This is a genomic window from Yonghaparkia sp. Soil809, assembly GCF_001429705.1.
Lineage (GTDB): Bacteria > Actinomycetota > Actinomycetes > Actinomycetales > Microbacteriaceae > Microcella.
The window spans coordinates 955,879-970,297 of sequence record NZ_LMSV01000001.1; the positions used below are offsets into that span (position 1 = coordinate 955,879).

The 14,419-nt window shown below is 68.9% G+C and carries 16 protein-coding genes and 1 tRNA gene; 6 read left to right on the forward strand and 11 right to left on the reverse strand.

The annotated features are described in order from the left end of the window. Nucleotides 1-292: 292 nt before the first annotated feature. On the forward strand, nucleotides 293-691 hold a 399-nt coding region (locus ASG83_RS13135; protein ID WP_235460027.1), incomplete at its 3' end, for a hypothetical protein. 55 nt (nucleotides 692-746) lie between these two features. After that, nucleotides 747-1,283, forward strand: a complete 537-nt coding sequence (locus ASG83_RS12620; RefSeq protein ID WP_156710948.1) for a hypothetical protein — start codon at nucleotides 747-749, stop codon at nucleotides 1,281-1,283. A gap of 204 nt (nucleotides 1,284-1,487) precedes the next feature. Here the strand turns inward: ASG83_RS12620 and ASG83_RS13140 are convergent. The 4 genes from ASG83_RS13140 to ASG83_RS04655 all read right to left on the reverse strand — a co-directional run. Next, nucleotides 1,488-1,673, reverse strand: a 186-nt coding sequence (locus ASG83_RS13140) for a hypothetical protein (protein ID WP_235460029.1), incomplete at its 5' end; no start/stop codon positions are given. Between the two features lie 258 nt (nucleotides 1,674-1,931). After that, nucleotides 1,932-4,232 (reverse strand): cation-translocating P-type ATPase, encoded by a 2,301-nt coding sequence (locus tag ASG83_RS04645; protein WP_055857638.1) that lies wholly within the window; start codon nucleotides 4,230-4,232, stop codon nucleotides 1,932-1,934. A gap of 11 nt (nucleotides 4,233-4,243) precedes the next feature. Next, nucleotides 4,244-4,879, reverse strand: coding sequence for a DUF305 domain-containing protein (locus tag ASG83_RS04650; protein ID WP_055857640.1), 636 nt, complete (start codon nucleotides 4,877-4,879; stop codon nucleotides 4,244-4,246). Nucleotides 4,880-5,009: 130 nt separating this feature from the next. After that, a complete protein-coding gene (locus tag ASG83_RS04655; protein WP_235460031.1) occupies nucleotides 5,010-5,363 on the reverse strand; it encodes a heavy-metal-associated domain-containing protein in 354 nt (117 codons plus the stop codon). Between the two features lie 184 nt (nucleotides 5,364-5,547). On the opposite strand from ASG83_RS04655, the gene ASG83_RS04660 reads away from it, so the two are divergent. After that, complete coding sequence (locus ASG83_RS04660) at nucleotides 5,548-6,870, forward strand: lycopene cyclase family protein (RefSeq protein ID WP_055857641.1); 1,323 nt, start codon at nucleotides 5,548-5,550, stop codon at nucleotides 6,868-6,870. Beyond that, nucleotides 6,870-7,820 (forward strand): Brp/Blh family beta-carotene 15,15'-dioxygenase, encoded by a 951-nt coding sequence (locus ASG83_RS04665; RefSeq protein ID WP_055857643.1) that lies wholly within the window; start codon nucleotides 6,870-6,872, stop codon nucleotides 7,818-7,820. The genes ASG83_RS04660 and ASG83_RS04665 overlap by 1 nt, the downstream gene beginning before the upstream one ends. Here the strand turns inward: ASG83_RS04665 and ASG83_RS04670 are convergent. From ASG83_RS04670 to ASG83_RS04695, 7 genes are all read right to left on the reverse strand, one after another. Continuing rightward, nucleotides 7,796-8,647: a DMT family transporter gene (locus ASG83_RS04670; RefSeq protein ID WP_055859306.1), complete on the reverse strand. Its 852-nt coding sequence runs from the start codon at nucleotides 8,645-8,647 to the stop codon at nucleotides 7,796-7,798. The genes ASG83_RS04665 and ASG83_RS04670 overlap by 25 nt on opposite strands. 44 nt (nucleotides 8,648-8,691) lie before the next feature. After that, nucleotides 8,692-9,126, reverse strand: coding sequence for a GNAT family N-acetyltransferase (locus ASG83_RS04675; protein ID WP_055857645.1), 435 nt, complete (start codon nucleotides 9,124-9,126; stop codon nucleotides 8,692-8,694). A 24-nt stretch (nucleotides 9,127-9,150) separates the two neighbouring features. After that, nucleotides 9,151-9,690 (reverse strand): YaeQ family protein, encoded by a 540-nt coding sequence (locus tag ASG83_RS04680; RefSeq protein ID WP_055857647.1) that lies wholly within the window; start codon nucleotides 9,688-9,690, stop codon nucleotides 9,151-9,153. Between the two features lie 352 nt (nucleotides 9,691-10,042). Next, nucleotides 10,043-10,651: a DUF416 family protein gene (locus ASG83_RS04685; protein ID WP_162242486.1), complete on the reverse strand. Its 609-nt coding sequence runs from the start codon at nucleotides 10,649-10,651 to the stop codon at nucleotides 10,043-10,045. Between the two features lie 520 nt (nucleotides 10,652-11,171). Next, nucleotides 11,172-11,579, reverse strand: a complete 408-nt coding sequence (locus ASG83_RS12400) for a barstar family protein (protein ID WP_235460097.1) — start codon at nucleotides 11,577-11,579, stop codon at nucleotides 11,172-11,174. Between the two features lie 83 nt (nucleotides 11,580-11,662). Next, a complete protein-coding gene (locus tag ASG83_RS04690) occupies nucleotides 11,663-12,691 on the reverse strand; it encodes a polymorphic toxin-type HINT domain-containing protein (protein ID WP_055857650.1) in 1,029 nt (342 codons plus the stop codon). Nucleotides 12,692-12,935: 244 nt separating this feature from the next. Further along, a tRNA-Leu gene (locus tag ASG83_RS04695) sits at nucleotides 12,936-13,019 on the reverse strand. A 131-nt stretch (nucleotides 13,020-13,150) separates the two neighbouring features. Here ASG83_RS04695 and ASG83_RS04700 point away from each other — a divergent pair. Both ASG83_RS04700 and ASG83_RS04705 read left to right on the forward strand, forming a co-directional pair. After that, entirely contained in the window at nucleotides 13,151-13,855 is a 705-nt protein-coding gene (locus ASG83_RS04700) for a DUF3662 and FHA domain-containing protein (RefSeq protein WP_055857652.1), read from the forward strand. After that, on the forward strand, nucleotides 13,852-14,415 hold the full coding sequence (locus ASG83_RS04705; protein WP_055857654.1) for an FHA domain-containing protein: 564 nt from the start codon (nucleotides 13,852-13,854) through the stop codon (nucleotides 14,413-14,415). Before ASG83_RS04700 ends, ASG83_RS04705 begins: the two co-directional genes overlap by 4 nt. Nucleotides 14,416-14,419: the final 4 nt, after the last annotated feature.

Genomic DNA, 14,419 nt, shown 5'->3' on the forward strand with positions numbered 1-14,419 from the left:
TGCCCCATCGGCGACTCCCCCGCGACCGGCGTCGTCGACCCGTACCACCGCGTCTTCGGGCACNACCGCAGCTCGGCGCCGCCTACCAGCCCCTGCCGCCCGTGCCCCCGCGCTCGCCCGTGGTGCCGGTCGGCGCGAGTGGCGAGCTGCGCCTCCCGAGCGCGCCGGTCGCCCTGCCGATGCCGCGCGTGCGAGCGGCGGAGCTGACGACGCCCGTCGACCCAGCCGCCTAGTACTCGTCCCCCAAAGTGCCGACTATCCCTCGAGTTAAGGCTGCGTTTACTGTCTGCCTATGAATCCGAGAGCAATACTTGCGTCGGTCGGCCTTCTTCTTATATCGGCAATTGGCACCAGCCAACCGGCCGCCGCCCAGGCGAAGGAGAGCCAACCCGACAGGTTCGTCTCGACTAGCCAGCTGATGTTTGACGGGTTCGATATTCCGCGGGCCGTTGACAACGGATATGAAATTCGTACAGATACTGCTGGGTGGCAATATGCCGTCCCGGTCGGAACTCCCAAAGGCAGTCTTGTTGGCGCCTCATTCAAATTCAATCCAACGACAAAACAAGTCAAGCCGACTTCAATTGTGACCCAAGGCACAGTAAGTGGCAACTGCGGGTCCGCAACGCTCACTCTCTATACCAAGACCTCGGGCTACACGTCTTACAGCCTGAATGGCCTCTACGGCGGGNCGGAACCTGCAGCGGGCTCCTGCCCCGAGACACGATCTAAGAAAGAGGCTCTCGATGACTGTGCCTTCCGACCGAACTGTTGCTCTTGAGCGCGCCAGAGAAGAACTCCGTTCGCAATCCTCGCTCGCCGACGGTCGCCGGTTCTATATCAGCCGAGATCCGCATGCGGCATTGTTCGGCATCTCATTTCTCGATCTGTACGTGGAATCTCACCAGGTCGACGAAAATTCGCTGCATGATCGTGTTCCAAGAACGATCAGTGTGCGAACTTATGCGATCAGCGATCACCAACCTGAAATGGATTTTCTACATTTCTCGGAGTATTGGATCTCTCAGAATTCAGTAGAAGCCGCTGCAGACCCTGGCTCAACTTTGCGGGCGCTCGAAGACTCTTTCGGCTCATCGAGATTGGACTTAAAGAGCTTCAATATAGGTGAACATACGTATCGTGGTCACAGCCGGCATGTTCGGGACACCCACTTCTGCCGGTTCGTGATAGGCGACCGCGATCTCGTCATCACAGCTGCCGGGGACCCTAAGCTCGTCAGGGCGGGGTTCACCGAGAATCCGAGTCCCGGGACTGCAATGTGAGCTCGCGAAACTCGGCCCATTCGGAACTGCCGACACGCTTGAGTCCTTCTCCGCCGTCGCCTTTTCTCACCTGAATAGTGGGGTGCGCGCGGCGAGAGCGCACCGAAGGCCCCCCTCGGGACCTCTTGCCGACGTAGCCCTTTGCCTGCAGTGTCTCCGCGTGATGCCGTCGTAACGGTGGAAATGGGTTCCCCGTTTTCGTCATCAGCGCGACCTACGGCTCTGCCCGCGTCTTGAACCGACGCGTCCACAGCGAGTTCGTCTGAGGAAGACGCTCGAGAACGCCTTGACGAGCCCCTCGAGCAGCGGGGTGAGAATGCCCAGCATCTCGTCATGCAGAACCGCGACAACTCGCTCACGGTGCGCGCCGGACGCGGGCTCTTCGGGCGANCCGAGGTCTTCGACGTGCCGATGACGGCGCACTTCCTCGGCGGATGCCCCATCGGCGACTCCCCCGCGACCGGCGTCGTCGACCCGTACCACCGCGTCTTCGGGCACNCCCGCAGCTCGGCGCCGCCTACCGGCCCGTGCCGCCGGTGGTGCCGGTCGGCGCGGCGGGCGAGCTGCGCCTCCCGACCGCGCCGGTCGCCCTGCCGATGCCGCGCGTCCGGGCGGCGGAGCCGCGGTAGCCCTCGGCGTACTGCGCCCCTACGGCCGCGGCAGCGGCGTGAACCCGCGCAGCCGCAGCGAGTTCGTCACGACGAACACGCTCGAGAACGCCATGGCGAGCCCCGCGAGCAGCGGGTTGAGCAGCCCGAGCATCGCGACGGGAATCGCCGCGACGTTGTACCCGAACGCCCAGAACAGGTTGCCGATGATCGTGCGCAGCGTGCGCCGCGCGAGGCGGATGCCGTCGGCCACGACGAGCAGGTCGCCCGACACGATCGTGAGATCGGAGGCGGCGATCGCGGCGTCGGTTCCGCTGCCCATCGCGATCCCGAGGTCGGCCGCGGCGAGCGCCGCCGCATCGTTCACACCGTCTCCGACCATCGCGACGACGTGGCCCTGCGACTGCAGCTCCCGGATCACCTCGAGCTTCCCGGCGGGCGTCACGCCCGCGTGCACCTCGTCGATGCCGAGCTGAGCGGCGACGGCTTCGGCCGCGCCCTCGTTGTCTCCGGTCAGCAGCACGACCTCGAGGCCCAGGTCGCGCAGGCGGGTGATCGCGAGCGCAGCATCCGCCTTCAGGGTGTCGGCGAGCACGATCACGCCGGCGAACGCACCATCGACGGCGACCGCGATGGGCGTCGCGCCCTCCGCCTCGAATGACGACAAGGCAGAGGCGGGCACCGTGATCGCCCACTCCGACGCGAGCCACCCAGCCCGACCGATCGTCACCGCACGCCCGTCGACGACCGCCGTCACGCCGAGCCCGGCATGCGAGGCGAACCCCGAGGCCGCAGGCAGAGCCACACCAGTACCGCGCGCATGCGCGACGACGGCACGCGCGAGCGGGTGCTCGCTGCCCTCCTCGGCGGCGGCGGCGAGCGTCAGCAGAGACCCCTCAGTGAAACCAGAAGCCGGCACGACCGCGCTCACCGACATGTGCCCCGTCGTCACGGTTCCCGTCTTGTCGAGAACGATCGTGTCGATGCGGCGGGTGCGCTCGAGCACCTGGGGCCCCTTGATGAGGATGCCCAGCTGCGAGCCTCGCCCCGTGCCGACCATGAGCGCCGTCGGGGTGGCGAGGCCGAGCGCGCACGGGCACGCGATGATGAGCGTGGCGACGGCCGCCGTGAAGCCGAGCTCGATCGAGCCCGTGACGAGCACCCACCCGAGCAGCGTCAGAAGCGACAGCGCGATGACGACGGGCACGAAGACGCCCGAGACGCGGTCGGCGAGGCGCTGCACCTCGGCCTTGCCGGTCTGGGCCTCTTCGACGAGGCGGCCGAGGCGCGCGAGCTCGGTGTCGGCGCCGACGCGCGAGGCCTCCACGACGATGCGGCCCGACACGTTGACGGTTCCGCCGACGACGCGCGAATCCATCTCGACGTCGACGGGCACCGACTCGCCCGTGAGCAGCGACGCGTCGACCGACGACACGCCCTCGACGACGACGCCGTCGGTGGCGATCTTCTCGCCCGGGCGCACCACGAAGCGGTCGTTGACCTGCAGCTGATCGACCGGCACCTTCACCTCGACGCCGTCGCGCAGCACCGAGGCGTCGCGCGCGGCGAGGTCGAGCAGGGCGGCGAGCGCCGCCCCCGACTCGCGCTTGGCGCGCGCCTCGAGGTACCGCCCGAGCAGGATGAACACCGTCACGGCGGCGGCGACCTCGAGGTAGATCTCGTGCGCGCCGGTCTCGGGAGTTCCGAAGAGCTGCAGCGTCATCGTCATCCCGCTCATGCCGGCCTCGCCGAGGAACAGCGCGTACAGCGACCACAGGAACGCCGCCGAGACGCCGAGCGAGATGAGGGTGTCCATCGTGGCGTTGCCGTGCCGCGCATTGACGGCCGCCGCCCGGTGGAACGGCCACGCCCCCCACACCGCGACGGGCGCCGCGAGCGTGAGCGCCAGCCACTGCCAGTAGGTGAACTGCAGCGGCGGGATCATCGACATCAGCAGCACGGGCACCGTGAGCACGGCCGAGATGATGAGGCGCTGGCGCAGGGCGGCGAGCGCGTCCGGGCGGGCCTCGCCGGCGCCGCCGGCAGCGCCCGATGCGGCGGCGGATGCCCCGCTCGCCACGCGCGGCGCCGTCACGCTCGCCTGGTACCCGGCCTTCTCGACCGCCGCGATGAGCACGGAGGCGTCGAGCTGCCCCTCGGCGTCCGGGGCGACGCGCACGGTCGCCTTCTCGGTCGCGTAGTTCACGGTCGCCTCGACGCCCCGCACCTTGTTGAGTCCGCGCTCGATGCGGTTGGCGCACGAGGCGCACGTCATGCCGACGAGGTCGAGCTGCAGCTCGGCCGGGGCGGTCGACGCGGCGGAGGATTCGCTGAGAGTCATGCGGTGTCCCCTTAGGTACCGAGCAGCTGGTGCATGAGGTCGATCTCGACCTGCTGCGTCTCGATGATGGTCTCGGCGAGCTCCGCGACGTCGGTCGACTCCCCGTCGTCGAGCACGTCCTGCGCCATGTCGATGGCGCCCTCGTGGTGCTCGATCATGCCGTCGAGGTAGAGGCGCTCGGCCTCGTCGCCCTCGGCGTCCTCGATCGCGTCGAGGTCGTCGTCGCTCATCATGCCGCCGGGGCCGTCGCCGCCGTGACCGCCGTGGCCACCTCCGGCTCCGGGCATGCTCGGCACGCCCCAGTCGTCGAGCCAGTCCTCCATGAGATCGATCTCCGGATCCTGCGCGGCGATGATCTCCTCGGCGAGCGCGACGATCTCGGGGTCGATGTCGTCGCGCCCGAGCACGAGCTCGCTCATCTCGATGGCCTGCTCGTGGTGGGGGATCATCATCATCGTGAACATGGCGTCGGCCTGGTTGACGCCGTCGGGCAGGTCGCCCATGGGCATCCCGCCCGGGCCGTTCGAGCCGCCCGCGTTCACCGTGACGCAGCCGGCGAGGGCGAGCGCGAGTGCTGCGGTGCCGGCGATCGCGGCGGCGGCGGATGCGCGGCGGCGAGCAGGTCGAGCGATGGTCGTGCGGATCATGATGAACCTCCCTGTCACGACGAGTATGACATACCCCGGGGGGGTATTTCAAGCCCCGGTGCGGAGAATACCGACGGCCCCCGTTCCGCGGCCTGCGAGGGCGCGGCGCGAGGGCCGGTCGTGAGGGCGATCAGGCGAGCTGGTAGCCCGCCTCCTCGACGGCGGCGCGGATCTTCGCCTCGTCGATCGGGCCCGCCGACTGCACGGTCACGCGCGAGGCGCCGCCCTTGACGAGCGCGACCTCCACGGCCTGCACGCCGTCGACGGCGCCGACCTCCTCCTTGACGCTCGCGACGCAGTGGCCGCACGTCATGCCGGTGACGAGGTACTCGTGCGCGTCCACGGCAGCCGTCGCGTCGGCCGTCGCGGGGGCCTCGGCCGCGCCGTGGCCGCAGCCGCACGCGCCGCCGCCGCAGCACCCGCCGCCGCTCGCCGTCGCGGAGTCGCCGAGCAGGTTGAGTCGAGTCATGTCGTTGGTCTCCATACGACCAGTGTCGCATACCCCACGGGGGTACGTGAAGCCGCTCGGACGGGCGACCCGCCGAACCGGGAGCAGACGGTCAGTCAATCGGCATCGAACCCGCGGCGAGCATCCAGCAAGCGTGCTTAGCGTCGCGATGTCGGCACCAGCCCCGGGTGCCGTTTCTCTTCGAGCGACGGAGCCCGGATTGCCTCGCACGCGCGCGTACGACGCCGACCTCGTGATCCTCGGCGCGGGCTGCGCGGGGCTCGCGCTCGCGGCGCGGCTCGCGGAGGGCGACTCGGGGCTGCGGGTGATCGCGGTGGATGTCCGCACCGACTACTCCGACGACCGCTCGTGGTGCTTCTGGGCCGACGACGCACACGACCTGCGCCCGATCGTCGCGCACGAGTGGCGCGACTGGACGTACCAGGCCGAGGGCGGCCCGGGCGTCGCGCACCACGTCGACGGCGAGACCTACCAGTACGTGCGCGGCGCCGACTTCTACGCTCACGCTCGCGCGCTCATCGAGGCGAGCGACCGCGTCGAGCTGCGGCTCGGCGTCGCGGCGGGCGAGGTGCGCGCGCTACACCCCTCGATCTCGCGGCCGGCCGGCGAGGGCGTCATCGTCAGCACGTCGGCCGGCGACCTCACCGCCCGCTGGGTTGTCGACACGCGCCCGCGCCGCACGGCGGCGATGCTCTTCCAGTGCTTCTCGGGGGCCGAGGTCGACCACGGCGGCTCCCTCGACCTCGCCGCGCTCGGCATCGCCCCCGGCGCCGCGGGCCTCATGACCGGGATGCGCGCCGACGCCGACGGGCTCGGTTTCGTCTACGTGCTGCCGCTGTCTGACTCCACCGCGCTCGTCGAGTGGACGCGCTTCTCGCCCTCGCCGCTCCGCGCCTCCGAGGTGCGGGCGGGGCGCGACGCCGCTCTCGCCGCGCTCGGCGCGCCTCTCGGGGCGCCGCACGTGCGCGTCCTCCGCGAGGAGGCCGGCGTGCTGCCGATGGGGCGCGTGCCGAGCCCGTCGGCTGACGCGACGCCGAGCGTCCCCGGCGTCATCGTCGCCGGTGCCGCGGGCGGCGCGCTCCGCGACGCCTCCGGCTACGGGTTCGCGCGCATCCAGGCCTGGGCCCGCGACTGCGCCGACCGCCTCGCGCGCGGCGAGGCGCCGATCGGCCACCCGCCCGAGCCGTTCATCCGCCGCCAGATGGACCGCATCTTCCTCCAGGCGCTGCGCGCGCACCCCGAGCGCACGGCCGACTACTTCGCGGCGATGGCGCGCGGTGTCGCGCCCGCTCGCCTGTTGCGCTTCCTCACCGACCGCGCGCGACTGAGCGACCTGCTCGCGATCATCGCGAGCCTGCCGCTGCTGCCGTTCCTCGCGCAGCTGCCCGACCGCTCGCGCGCGCTCGCCACGAGCTCGGCGCGGCGCCCCGACCTCGTGCGGGCGCTCCCCCGCGTGCGCCGCGCACCCGCGCCGCAGCGCGAGCCGCAACCCCAGCCCGAGACGGCCGACCAGGTCGCGTGATGCGCCGCCCGCCGCTCGAGACCTACCTCTTCACCGGCGTCGCTGTCGCGACGATCCTCGCGTTCCTCCTCGCCGATCCCGAGCCGCCGCTCGTCGTGCAGATCGCCGCGATCGCGATCCTCGCAGCGCTGCTCGGCATACCGCACGGAGCCCTCGACCCGCTCGTCGCCCGCCGCCTCGGCCTGTGGCGCGGGCCCGTCGGCTTCGGCGTGTTCAACCTCGTCTACACGGCCGCGGCGGTCGCCGTCATCGGCCTGTGGCTCGTCGCGCCCCTGCCGAGTCTCGTGCTGTTCCTCGTCGTGTCGGCCGTGCACTTCGGCGGCGACTGGATGCGCGAGCGCTCCCCCTGGCTGCGGTCGCTCGCGGGAGCGGCGCTGCTCTCGCTCCCCGCTTTCCGCGATGAGGATGCGGTGGCCGGCCTCTACGCGACCCTTGCGGGAGAGGGCGCCCGCTCGGTCGCCGCGGCGCAGGCCGCGATCGGACTGCCGCTGCTCGTCCTGCTGCTCGGGCTCGCGGTTCTCGCGGCCCGCCGCGCCCCGCACGAGGCCGTCGAGCTCGGACTCGTCGCGCTGCTCGCCCTCACGACGCCGCCCCTGGTGTTCTTCATCGTCTACTTCTGCACGCTGCACAGCGCCCGCCACTTACGTGAGGGCTTCGTCGAAGAGCGCGCGCAGCCCCGCCGCCTGACGGCGCTCGTCGTCGTCGCGTACACGGTCATCCCGCTCGCGGCCGCGGCGCTCTTCCTCACCGCGACCGCCGGAACCGCGAGCCTCGACGACCAGCTGCTCCGCGTCGTCTTCATCGGCCTCGCCGCGCTCACCGTGCCGCACATGGCGCTCATCGCGCTCGGCGACCGGGCGCTGCGGCGCGCAGCCGCGGCCGCCGCAACCGACGCCGCCGACGCCAGCGAGCCGGAACGCGCCCCTCAGCCGATGAGCTCGGGCAGCTGATCCCCGTCGCTCGGCTCGCGCCGAGCATCCGCTGCCTCTCGGCGACCGCCGCGCTGGGCCGCCGCGCCCGCCGTGACAACGATCGCAATGCCGACGAGCTGCACGATCGACGGCGACTGGGCGAGGATCAGCAGGCCGAGGATGAGTCCGATCGCGGGCTCGACCGACATGAGCGTGCCGAACGCCGTGTGGGTCATGCGCCGCAGGGCGAGCATCTCGAGCGCGAACGGCAGCACCGGCAGAAGCACCGCGAGGCCGAGGGCGATGAGCAGCACCGTGCCATCGATGCTCCCCCACGCCTGCGGAACCCCGACGACCGCGGCTGCGAGCGCCGCGACCGGGATGGTGAGCGCGAGCCCCTGGATCCCGTCGAATCGGTCGCCGATGCGCTGCGTGTAGAGGATGTACGTGCCCCAGCCGATGCCGGCGAGCGCCGCGAAACCCACGCCGAGCGGGTCGATCTCGCCGAGCCACGGCTCGGTCAGCAGCACGACGCCGACGAACGCGACGATCGGCCACACGAGCGCGCGACGACCGCCGCTGCGCACGGCCGCGACGGTGAGCGGGCCGAGGAACTCGATCGCCACCGCCGTTCCGAGGGGGATGCGCTCGAGCGCCGCAAGGAAGAACACGGTCATGAGACCGGTGGCGACCCCCAGTGCCAGCAGCGGCAGCACGTCGGCGCGACGGATCGCCGACAGCCGCGGCCGCGCGATGAGGAGGAACACGATCGCCCCCATGCTCAGCCGCAGCCACGCCGTGCCCGCCGCGCCCACCTCGTCGATGAGCCCGACCGAGAGCGCCGAGCCGAGCTGCACCGAGAGCATGGCGAGCACCGCGTAGCTCCACGGGGGCACGCGCGCCGCGCGCGTCACGGCAGCGATTTCTGGAAGTGGTACGAGCTGATGCGGTAACCCTCACTGAAGTAGAGGCGGTGCGCGGCCTGCCGCTCGGGCTGCACGCCCGAGTCGAGATGCACCTCGACGATGCCCTCCGCCGCCGCGAGCGCGTCGATCCGCCGCAGCAGCGCCGTGGCCGCACCGCGACCGCGCCCCTCGGGCAGCGTCGACAGGTCGTCGATGTAGACGTGCCGCCCCCACGCGAGCTTCTCGTCGATGCGGAACCCCGCGACCGACACGGCGTGCTCGTGCTCGCCGTCGAACGCGCCGATCAGCCGGTAGCCCTGCGCGAACTGGCTCCGCACGCGCTCGACGAACGAGGCCTCGTCGCCGACCTGCGGCCGCAGCTCGCGCATCGCCGCATGAGCGAGGCGGCAGTCGTCATCGGACAGTTCGCGGACATCCATGCGACCACTGAACCAGAAACCGCGTCAGGCGAGCGGATGCTCGTGGATCACCGTGCTGAACGTCGACCCGTTCAGATCGAGGTAGAGCTGCTGCTCGGTGACCGACACCGTGAGGGTGTTGCGGCGCTCGAGCGCGCCCGTCGCGTCGTCGATGAAACCGGGGTCGAAGCTGTAGAGGCTGATGCGCTCGGACTCGTGGATCTTCTTGCCCGCCCACAGCGCGAGCACCTTCGCGGGGTCGCGGTGCGTGTAGATCGCCGTGCGCTCGGCGAGCTTGCTCCCGCGGTGGAGCCGATCGGCGTCGGGTGCGCCGACCTCGATCCAGCCCGTCAGCCGTCCGGTGCGGTCGCGGATGACCACCGCGGGCTCGTCGACCGCCGAGACGCCCTCGCTGAACTGAGCGCCCTCATCCCATTCGAGGCAGAAGGCCAGCACGCGCACGAGCATGTAGGAGTCGGTCTCCGACGGGTGCCGCGCCACCCGCAGCGAGAGCTCCTCGTACACGCCCCGGTCGACGTCGGCGAGCGACCCCGTGAACGTGTGCATCACTGCGCCGGTAGCCATGGTGCTCGAGCCTACGGGTCGCCGCGGCCCGCGCATCCGCGATCGGACGCGCCCGGAGACGCGAAACGGCCCCGATCCGAAGACCGGGGCCGTTGATCCGCGCACCGAACCTCTCGAGGAGAGAGGGCCGCGTGGGGTGTTCAAGAAACCCCAAGAACCGCGTGGCATCAGCCCTCTAGCGGCACGCTCGGTGCCCTATTCCCGCGTTAGCGCGGGAATCATCCCTCAATCAGGTCTTCGTTGCCCTACGCATTGCGAGGGGACTGCACCGCAGCCATCAGGTTCATCGACGCCGTCGTCACCAATACCAGACTCAATCCCCTCGCCAACGACAGCGGAGAAATGACGGGGTTCAGGGCATCGCGTCAGCCCAGGCCCGGCCCTGCGCCGCCGCTGTCTCCTGCAGTTCGTCCCAGGTCGGTGGGCCCGCCTCTACGGCGTCCAGAGACTGAGCAAGTGCCTCGAGCACCCCCTGGACGATCTCCGATGCCAGAATCTGCGACTCCGCTCCGGGTTCGTTCAGGTCAAGTTCCGAGCTGCCGTGTAACACGGCATAGTCAGCTAGCTCGTAGACCTGTCGCGCCGCCCACGCCGCCTCCTGCGCGTCGTCGGTCAGCCATGTCCTGATGGCGTATGCGGCAGCAGCGGCCGCGTTTTGTCCATAGCCCATCTCAAAGGTCCAGCCGTCGCGGTGTGAGGGCACCATCGCCTCCGCCTCGGCTTGGAGCGCACTTACGTCAGCACCCGAACCGGAGGCGACATCCCACGCCGCTGCCACGACGTTCCCCAGCCGCGCGCCCAGCCCCGGGTCGCCCGTTGACTGCGCGTAGCGCTCGAACAGCGGCAGCAAGCGCTGCGCACAAGATGCCGCAAATGCAGTCCTTGAACGACGCTCTAGCCGAGCGAGCCGATCAAGCACGGATTGCTCGTCATATGCGCGGTGACTCACCAGAACCACCACGCTCTCGTCGGACGCGTGATCGTTGCGCCCGCCTCTTCGAGAAAGGAGATACAAGCCGGGCAGATCGGCCGATTCGGCTCACGGACCCAGCAGATTCATCGCAACGGATCCTCCCATAACGCGAATTACACCAAAGTCACCCTCGATTTGGACAACCTCGTGGTCCGCCTGGAGTAAATCAATCGATCCGTAGTCAACCTCACCCTTCGCGTCCGTTGCAGGCCGGAAGCCCGCAGGNCCATGTTGCGGTTTTCGATATGCCGGGTGTGTTGGCAGGAGAACGAACTCCACGCGCATGGTGAAGGAATCTGGCCGGATCGTGAATCCCAAGACCCAACTGCCTTCGAGATACACGTCGCGGAGCGCCGGAATGCCATAGCCCTTGTCGGTCACGGCAGGTCCCAACTAATCGGCGTGTGGTTCCCTAGCGATGTGCGAGTTACGCGAATTGCGTCAAACCTCAGCTCCTGCTTCATCAACAACCAGGGGTGCACGACAATTCGCGGATTTTTGATCACACTCAAGGCCCTGACGATGTCCATCTGTTCGAGACACCCTCGATTTTGTCCGCACTCTCGATTAGCACGAGCGACAATGGGACAAAGTGCGCAAAGTTTTGGCCAAGCCATTCAGACTCTGCTGCATCGAAACGAACGACTCGCCGCATGATGCGGGCGAAAACATGAAACTCGCTTTCGCTCTCCTCATCAGTAAGCAACATCGACGACTCTGAAATGACTACAGTGAGCGACTTTGCCTCGATCATCCATTCACCTACGTCGTGCAGGCATTCATCGAACGCGTCCCAGTTGTGGCCGAAGTACCATGGGAACTGCAATGCGGCGGAGAACTCGTTGAAGAGACCTGCCCTGGTTTTGCATTGTGCACCTCTCACTAGTCGAACCTCATCGGGTGGCAGCAGGTGCATCAAAGGCTGAGTATGCAGAATCGAATTGTCTAGGAACGCGATGTCTCTTGGAGTGAATTCGTGAGCCCCACTTGCAGTCTTCATTATTTCGCCGACCCACGGATCATGAAGAAGGAACCATAGTGATCATTCGTGTAATAGGCCGACCCGTTTGATCCGGTGACTAGTCTGTCAGCGTTACGCGAGAAGCCAGGGATTCGCGGGTCTACGTCCCATTCACGATATGTCACGGCATTCCCATCTGATGTCCTATTTGGAAGTTGCGAGCGATCATTTCGCCAGATCCTTCCCCCACTGGTGTTAGGAAACGGGGCCCCAACGGAGTCGACGCGATCAAGGGTTTTCGCCACCTTTTCTGGTGCCGGGCCAAAGGGAATTTCGCTACCGCCGCAATTGTGCACCAGCGTAGGCGCATCCCCCACCACCACGAAGTACGTGTGGAGATCCGCCACCGTCAGGTTCCGCACCGTCGCCGGCTGCACCACCTCGGCCAGAGCAGTCACCACACTCGTGCCACCGTCAGCCTCGAGCACAGCATCCCCGACCTCAAGGTCTCCCGCGTCCACCCACGCCGCATCCGACTCGCTCCAGAACGGATGCCCCGCCGTGGCGACCACCGACCCATGCTCGGTCGTGACGGTCACGAGCTCCTTCACACCCGTACCCTCGATCAGCGCCGTCACCGGCCGCGACCCGAACTCACCCGTCTCAGGATCCGCAGCCAGCACCGTGTCGCCGAGCCGGACATCCTCAATCGGCTTGGCCTGACCGTCACCCATCAGCACCAACGTGCCCGGAACGAAGCTGTTGGTCCGGCAGGAGGCACCGGCCGACGACATGCCCGACGGCTTCGACCCGCCACCAGCCATGGCAGTTGGCCGCACGGGCGCCGCCGACGGACGGAACGACGGAGCTCGACTGAGCGCGTTCTGGACCGAGCTGCGCGTTGCCGCGATCGCCGCAGCACCTGCGCCGGTGCTCGTCACACCGCGCACCGCAGCGCCCAGAACCGGCCCGGCCGCACCGCCAAGGAACCCGGCAGCGCCCCCGATGAGGGTGTCGCGGGCGAAGGAGCCCGCATCGAAGGGCTTACCGCTCTCGGTCTGCTTCATCACGTTCGTCACGGCACCCGCTGCGGGACCACCGGGCGGACTTCGCGAAGGCGACCGGAAAGTGAAGCGTGTTACGACACTCCTCTACATCGGTAGTGCCCGCGAGGCGAAGCCGTCCACGCTCAGCCGGCTGCGGCCGCCCCGTCGGCCCCGCCCCACTGACCCCGGAAACGCGAAACGGCCCCGATCCGAAGACCGAGGCCGTTCATCCGCGCACCGAACCTCTCGAGAAGAGAGGGCCGCGTGCGCGAGGGGGGACTTGAACCCCCACGCCCGTAAGGGCACTGGCACCTGAAGCCAGCGCGTCTGCCAATTCCGCCACTCGCGCGAGTCGGGGTCGGAACCCCGCCAGCCCAGCGAGATTATCACAGCGCGTGCCGGCGAAAAGGCGCGGTGGGGGCGCCGTTCAGAGCACCCCACTATCCTCAGAGGGTCAACTGCCAGGGAAGGACGCTTGCCGTGGGGCTTCTCGACAGCTTCGAGCGCGGTCTCGAGCGCGCCGTCGGCGGTGCGTTCGCCAAGACCTTCAAGAGCGGCGTGCAGCCGCTCGAGATCTCCGCCGCGCTCCGACGCGAGCTCGACACGAAGGCCGCCGTCGTCTCCCGCGACCGCATCCTCGCCCCCAACGACCTCACCGTCCGGCTCTCCCCCGCCGACAAGCAGCGCATGGATTCGCTCGGCGAATCGCTCACCGACGAGCTCACCCAGCTCGTGCAGAAGCACGCGACCGCGCAGCGCTACACCTTCCCCGGCGGCATCCGGATCACCCTGCAGGCCGACGACAGCCTCTCCGAGGGCGTCATCCAGGTCGACTCGCACACCATCAAGGGCGCGGTGGTCTGGAACCCCGTCCTCGACATCGACGGCAAGCGATACCCGCTCATGACCTCGCGCACGATCGTCGGCCGCGGCTCCGAGGCCGACATCACGCTCGACGACTCCGGCACGAGCCGCAAGCACATCGAGATCCTCTGGGACGGCACGCGCGGCCAGGTCAACGACCTCGGCTCCACCAACGGGTCGCTCCTCAATGGGGAGCCGTTCACCCAGGCGGCCCTGCCTCCCGATAGCGTGATCCAGATCGGGCGCACCCGCATCCTCTTCCGGGTGCTCGCCCAGTCCGAGCCGCCGAGAGGCGGAAGCACCCGAGGAGGACCACGTTGAGCGAACTCACCCTCCTCATCCTCCGCATCGGTTTCCTCATCCTGCTGTGGGCGTTCGTCTTCGCCATCGTCTACGCCCTGCGCAGCGACCTCTTCGGGCAGAAGGTGCGCCGACTGCCCGCGCAGAACGGCGCGAGCGCAGCATCCGCCCCGCCCGCCCCCGCACCGGCCCCCGCTGCCGCCGGAAGCGCGACCGCCCGCACCGAGGCGATCGCGCCCCCCGCCGCCGCGGCCCCGGCGCCCACCGCGCAGCAGGTCGCCGACGAGCCCGTCGCCCGCCGCCTCGTCATCACCTCCGGCGCGAAGGAGGGCATGGAGCTCGAGCTCGGCGAGGACCAGCTCACGATCGGACGCTCCGCCGACTCCGGCCTCGTCATCCGCGACGACTACACCTCCACCCACCACGCGCGCCTCATGCTCTGGAGCGACCAGTGGATGATCCAGGACCTCGACTCCACCAACGGCACCTTCCTGAACGGCAAGCGCGTCAGCATTCCGACCCCCGTGCCCCTGAACACCCCGGTCAGCATCGGGACGACGACGTTCGAGCTGCGACGGTAGGTCG

Bases quoted from the DNA above. Each gene is read 5' to 3' on its own strand.
- ASG83_RS04680 (WP_055857647.1), bottom strand. From the start codon at position 9,690: ATGGCTACCGGCGCAGTGATGCACACGTTCACGGGGTCGCTCGCCGAC.
- ASG83_RS04675 (WP_055857645.1), bottom strand. From the start codon at position 9,126: ATGGATGTCCGCGAACTGTCCGATGACGACTGCCGCCTCGCTCATGCG.
- ASG83_RS12620 (WP_156710948.1), top strand. From the start codon at position 747: ATGACTGTGCCTTCCGACCGAACTGTTGCTCTTGAGCGCGCCAGAGAA.
- ASG83_RS04645 (WP_055857638.1), bottom strand. From the start codon at position 4,232: ATGACTCTCAGCGAATCCTCCGCCGCGTCGACCGCCCCGGCCGAGCTG.
- ASG83_RS04655 (WP_235460031.1), bottom strand. From the start codon at position 5,363: ATGGAGACCAACGACATGACTCGACTCAACCTGCTCGGCGACTCCGCG.
- ASG83_RS12400 (WP_235460097.1), bottom strand. From the start codon at position 11,579: ATGCACCTGCTGCCACCCGATGAGGTTCGACTAGTGAGAGGTGCACAA.
- ASG83_RS04670 (WP_055859306.1), bottom strand. From the start codon at position 8,647: ATGCTCTCGGTGCAGCTCGGCTCGGCGCTCTCGGTCGGGCTCATCGAC.
- ASG83_RS04665 (WP_055857643.1), top strand. From the start codon at position 6,870: ATGCGCCGCCCGCCGCTCGAGACCTACCTCTTCACCGGCGTCGCTGTC.
- ASG83_RS04690 (WP_055857650.1), bottom strand. From the start codon at position 12,691: ATGAAGCAGACCGAGAGCGGTAAGCCCTTCGATGCGGGCTCCTTCGCC.
- ASG83_RS04650 (WP_055857640.1), bottom strand. From the start codon at position 4,879: ATGATCCGCACGACCATCGCTCGACCTGCTCGCCGCCGCGCATCCGCC.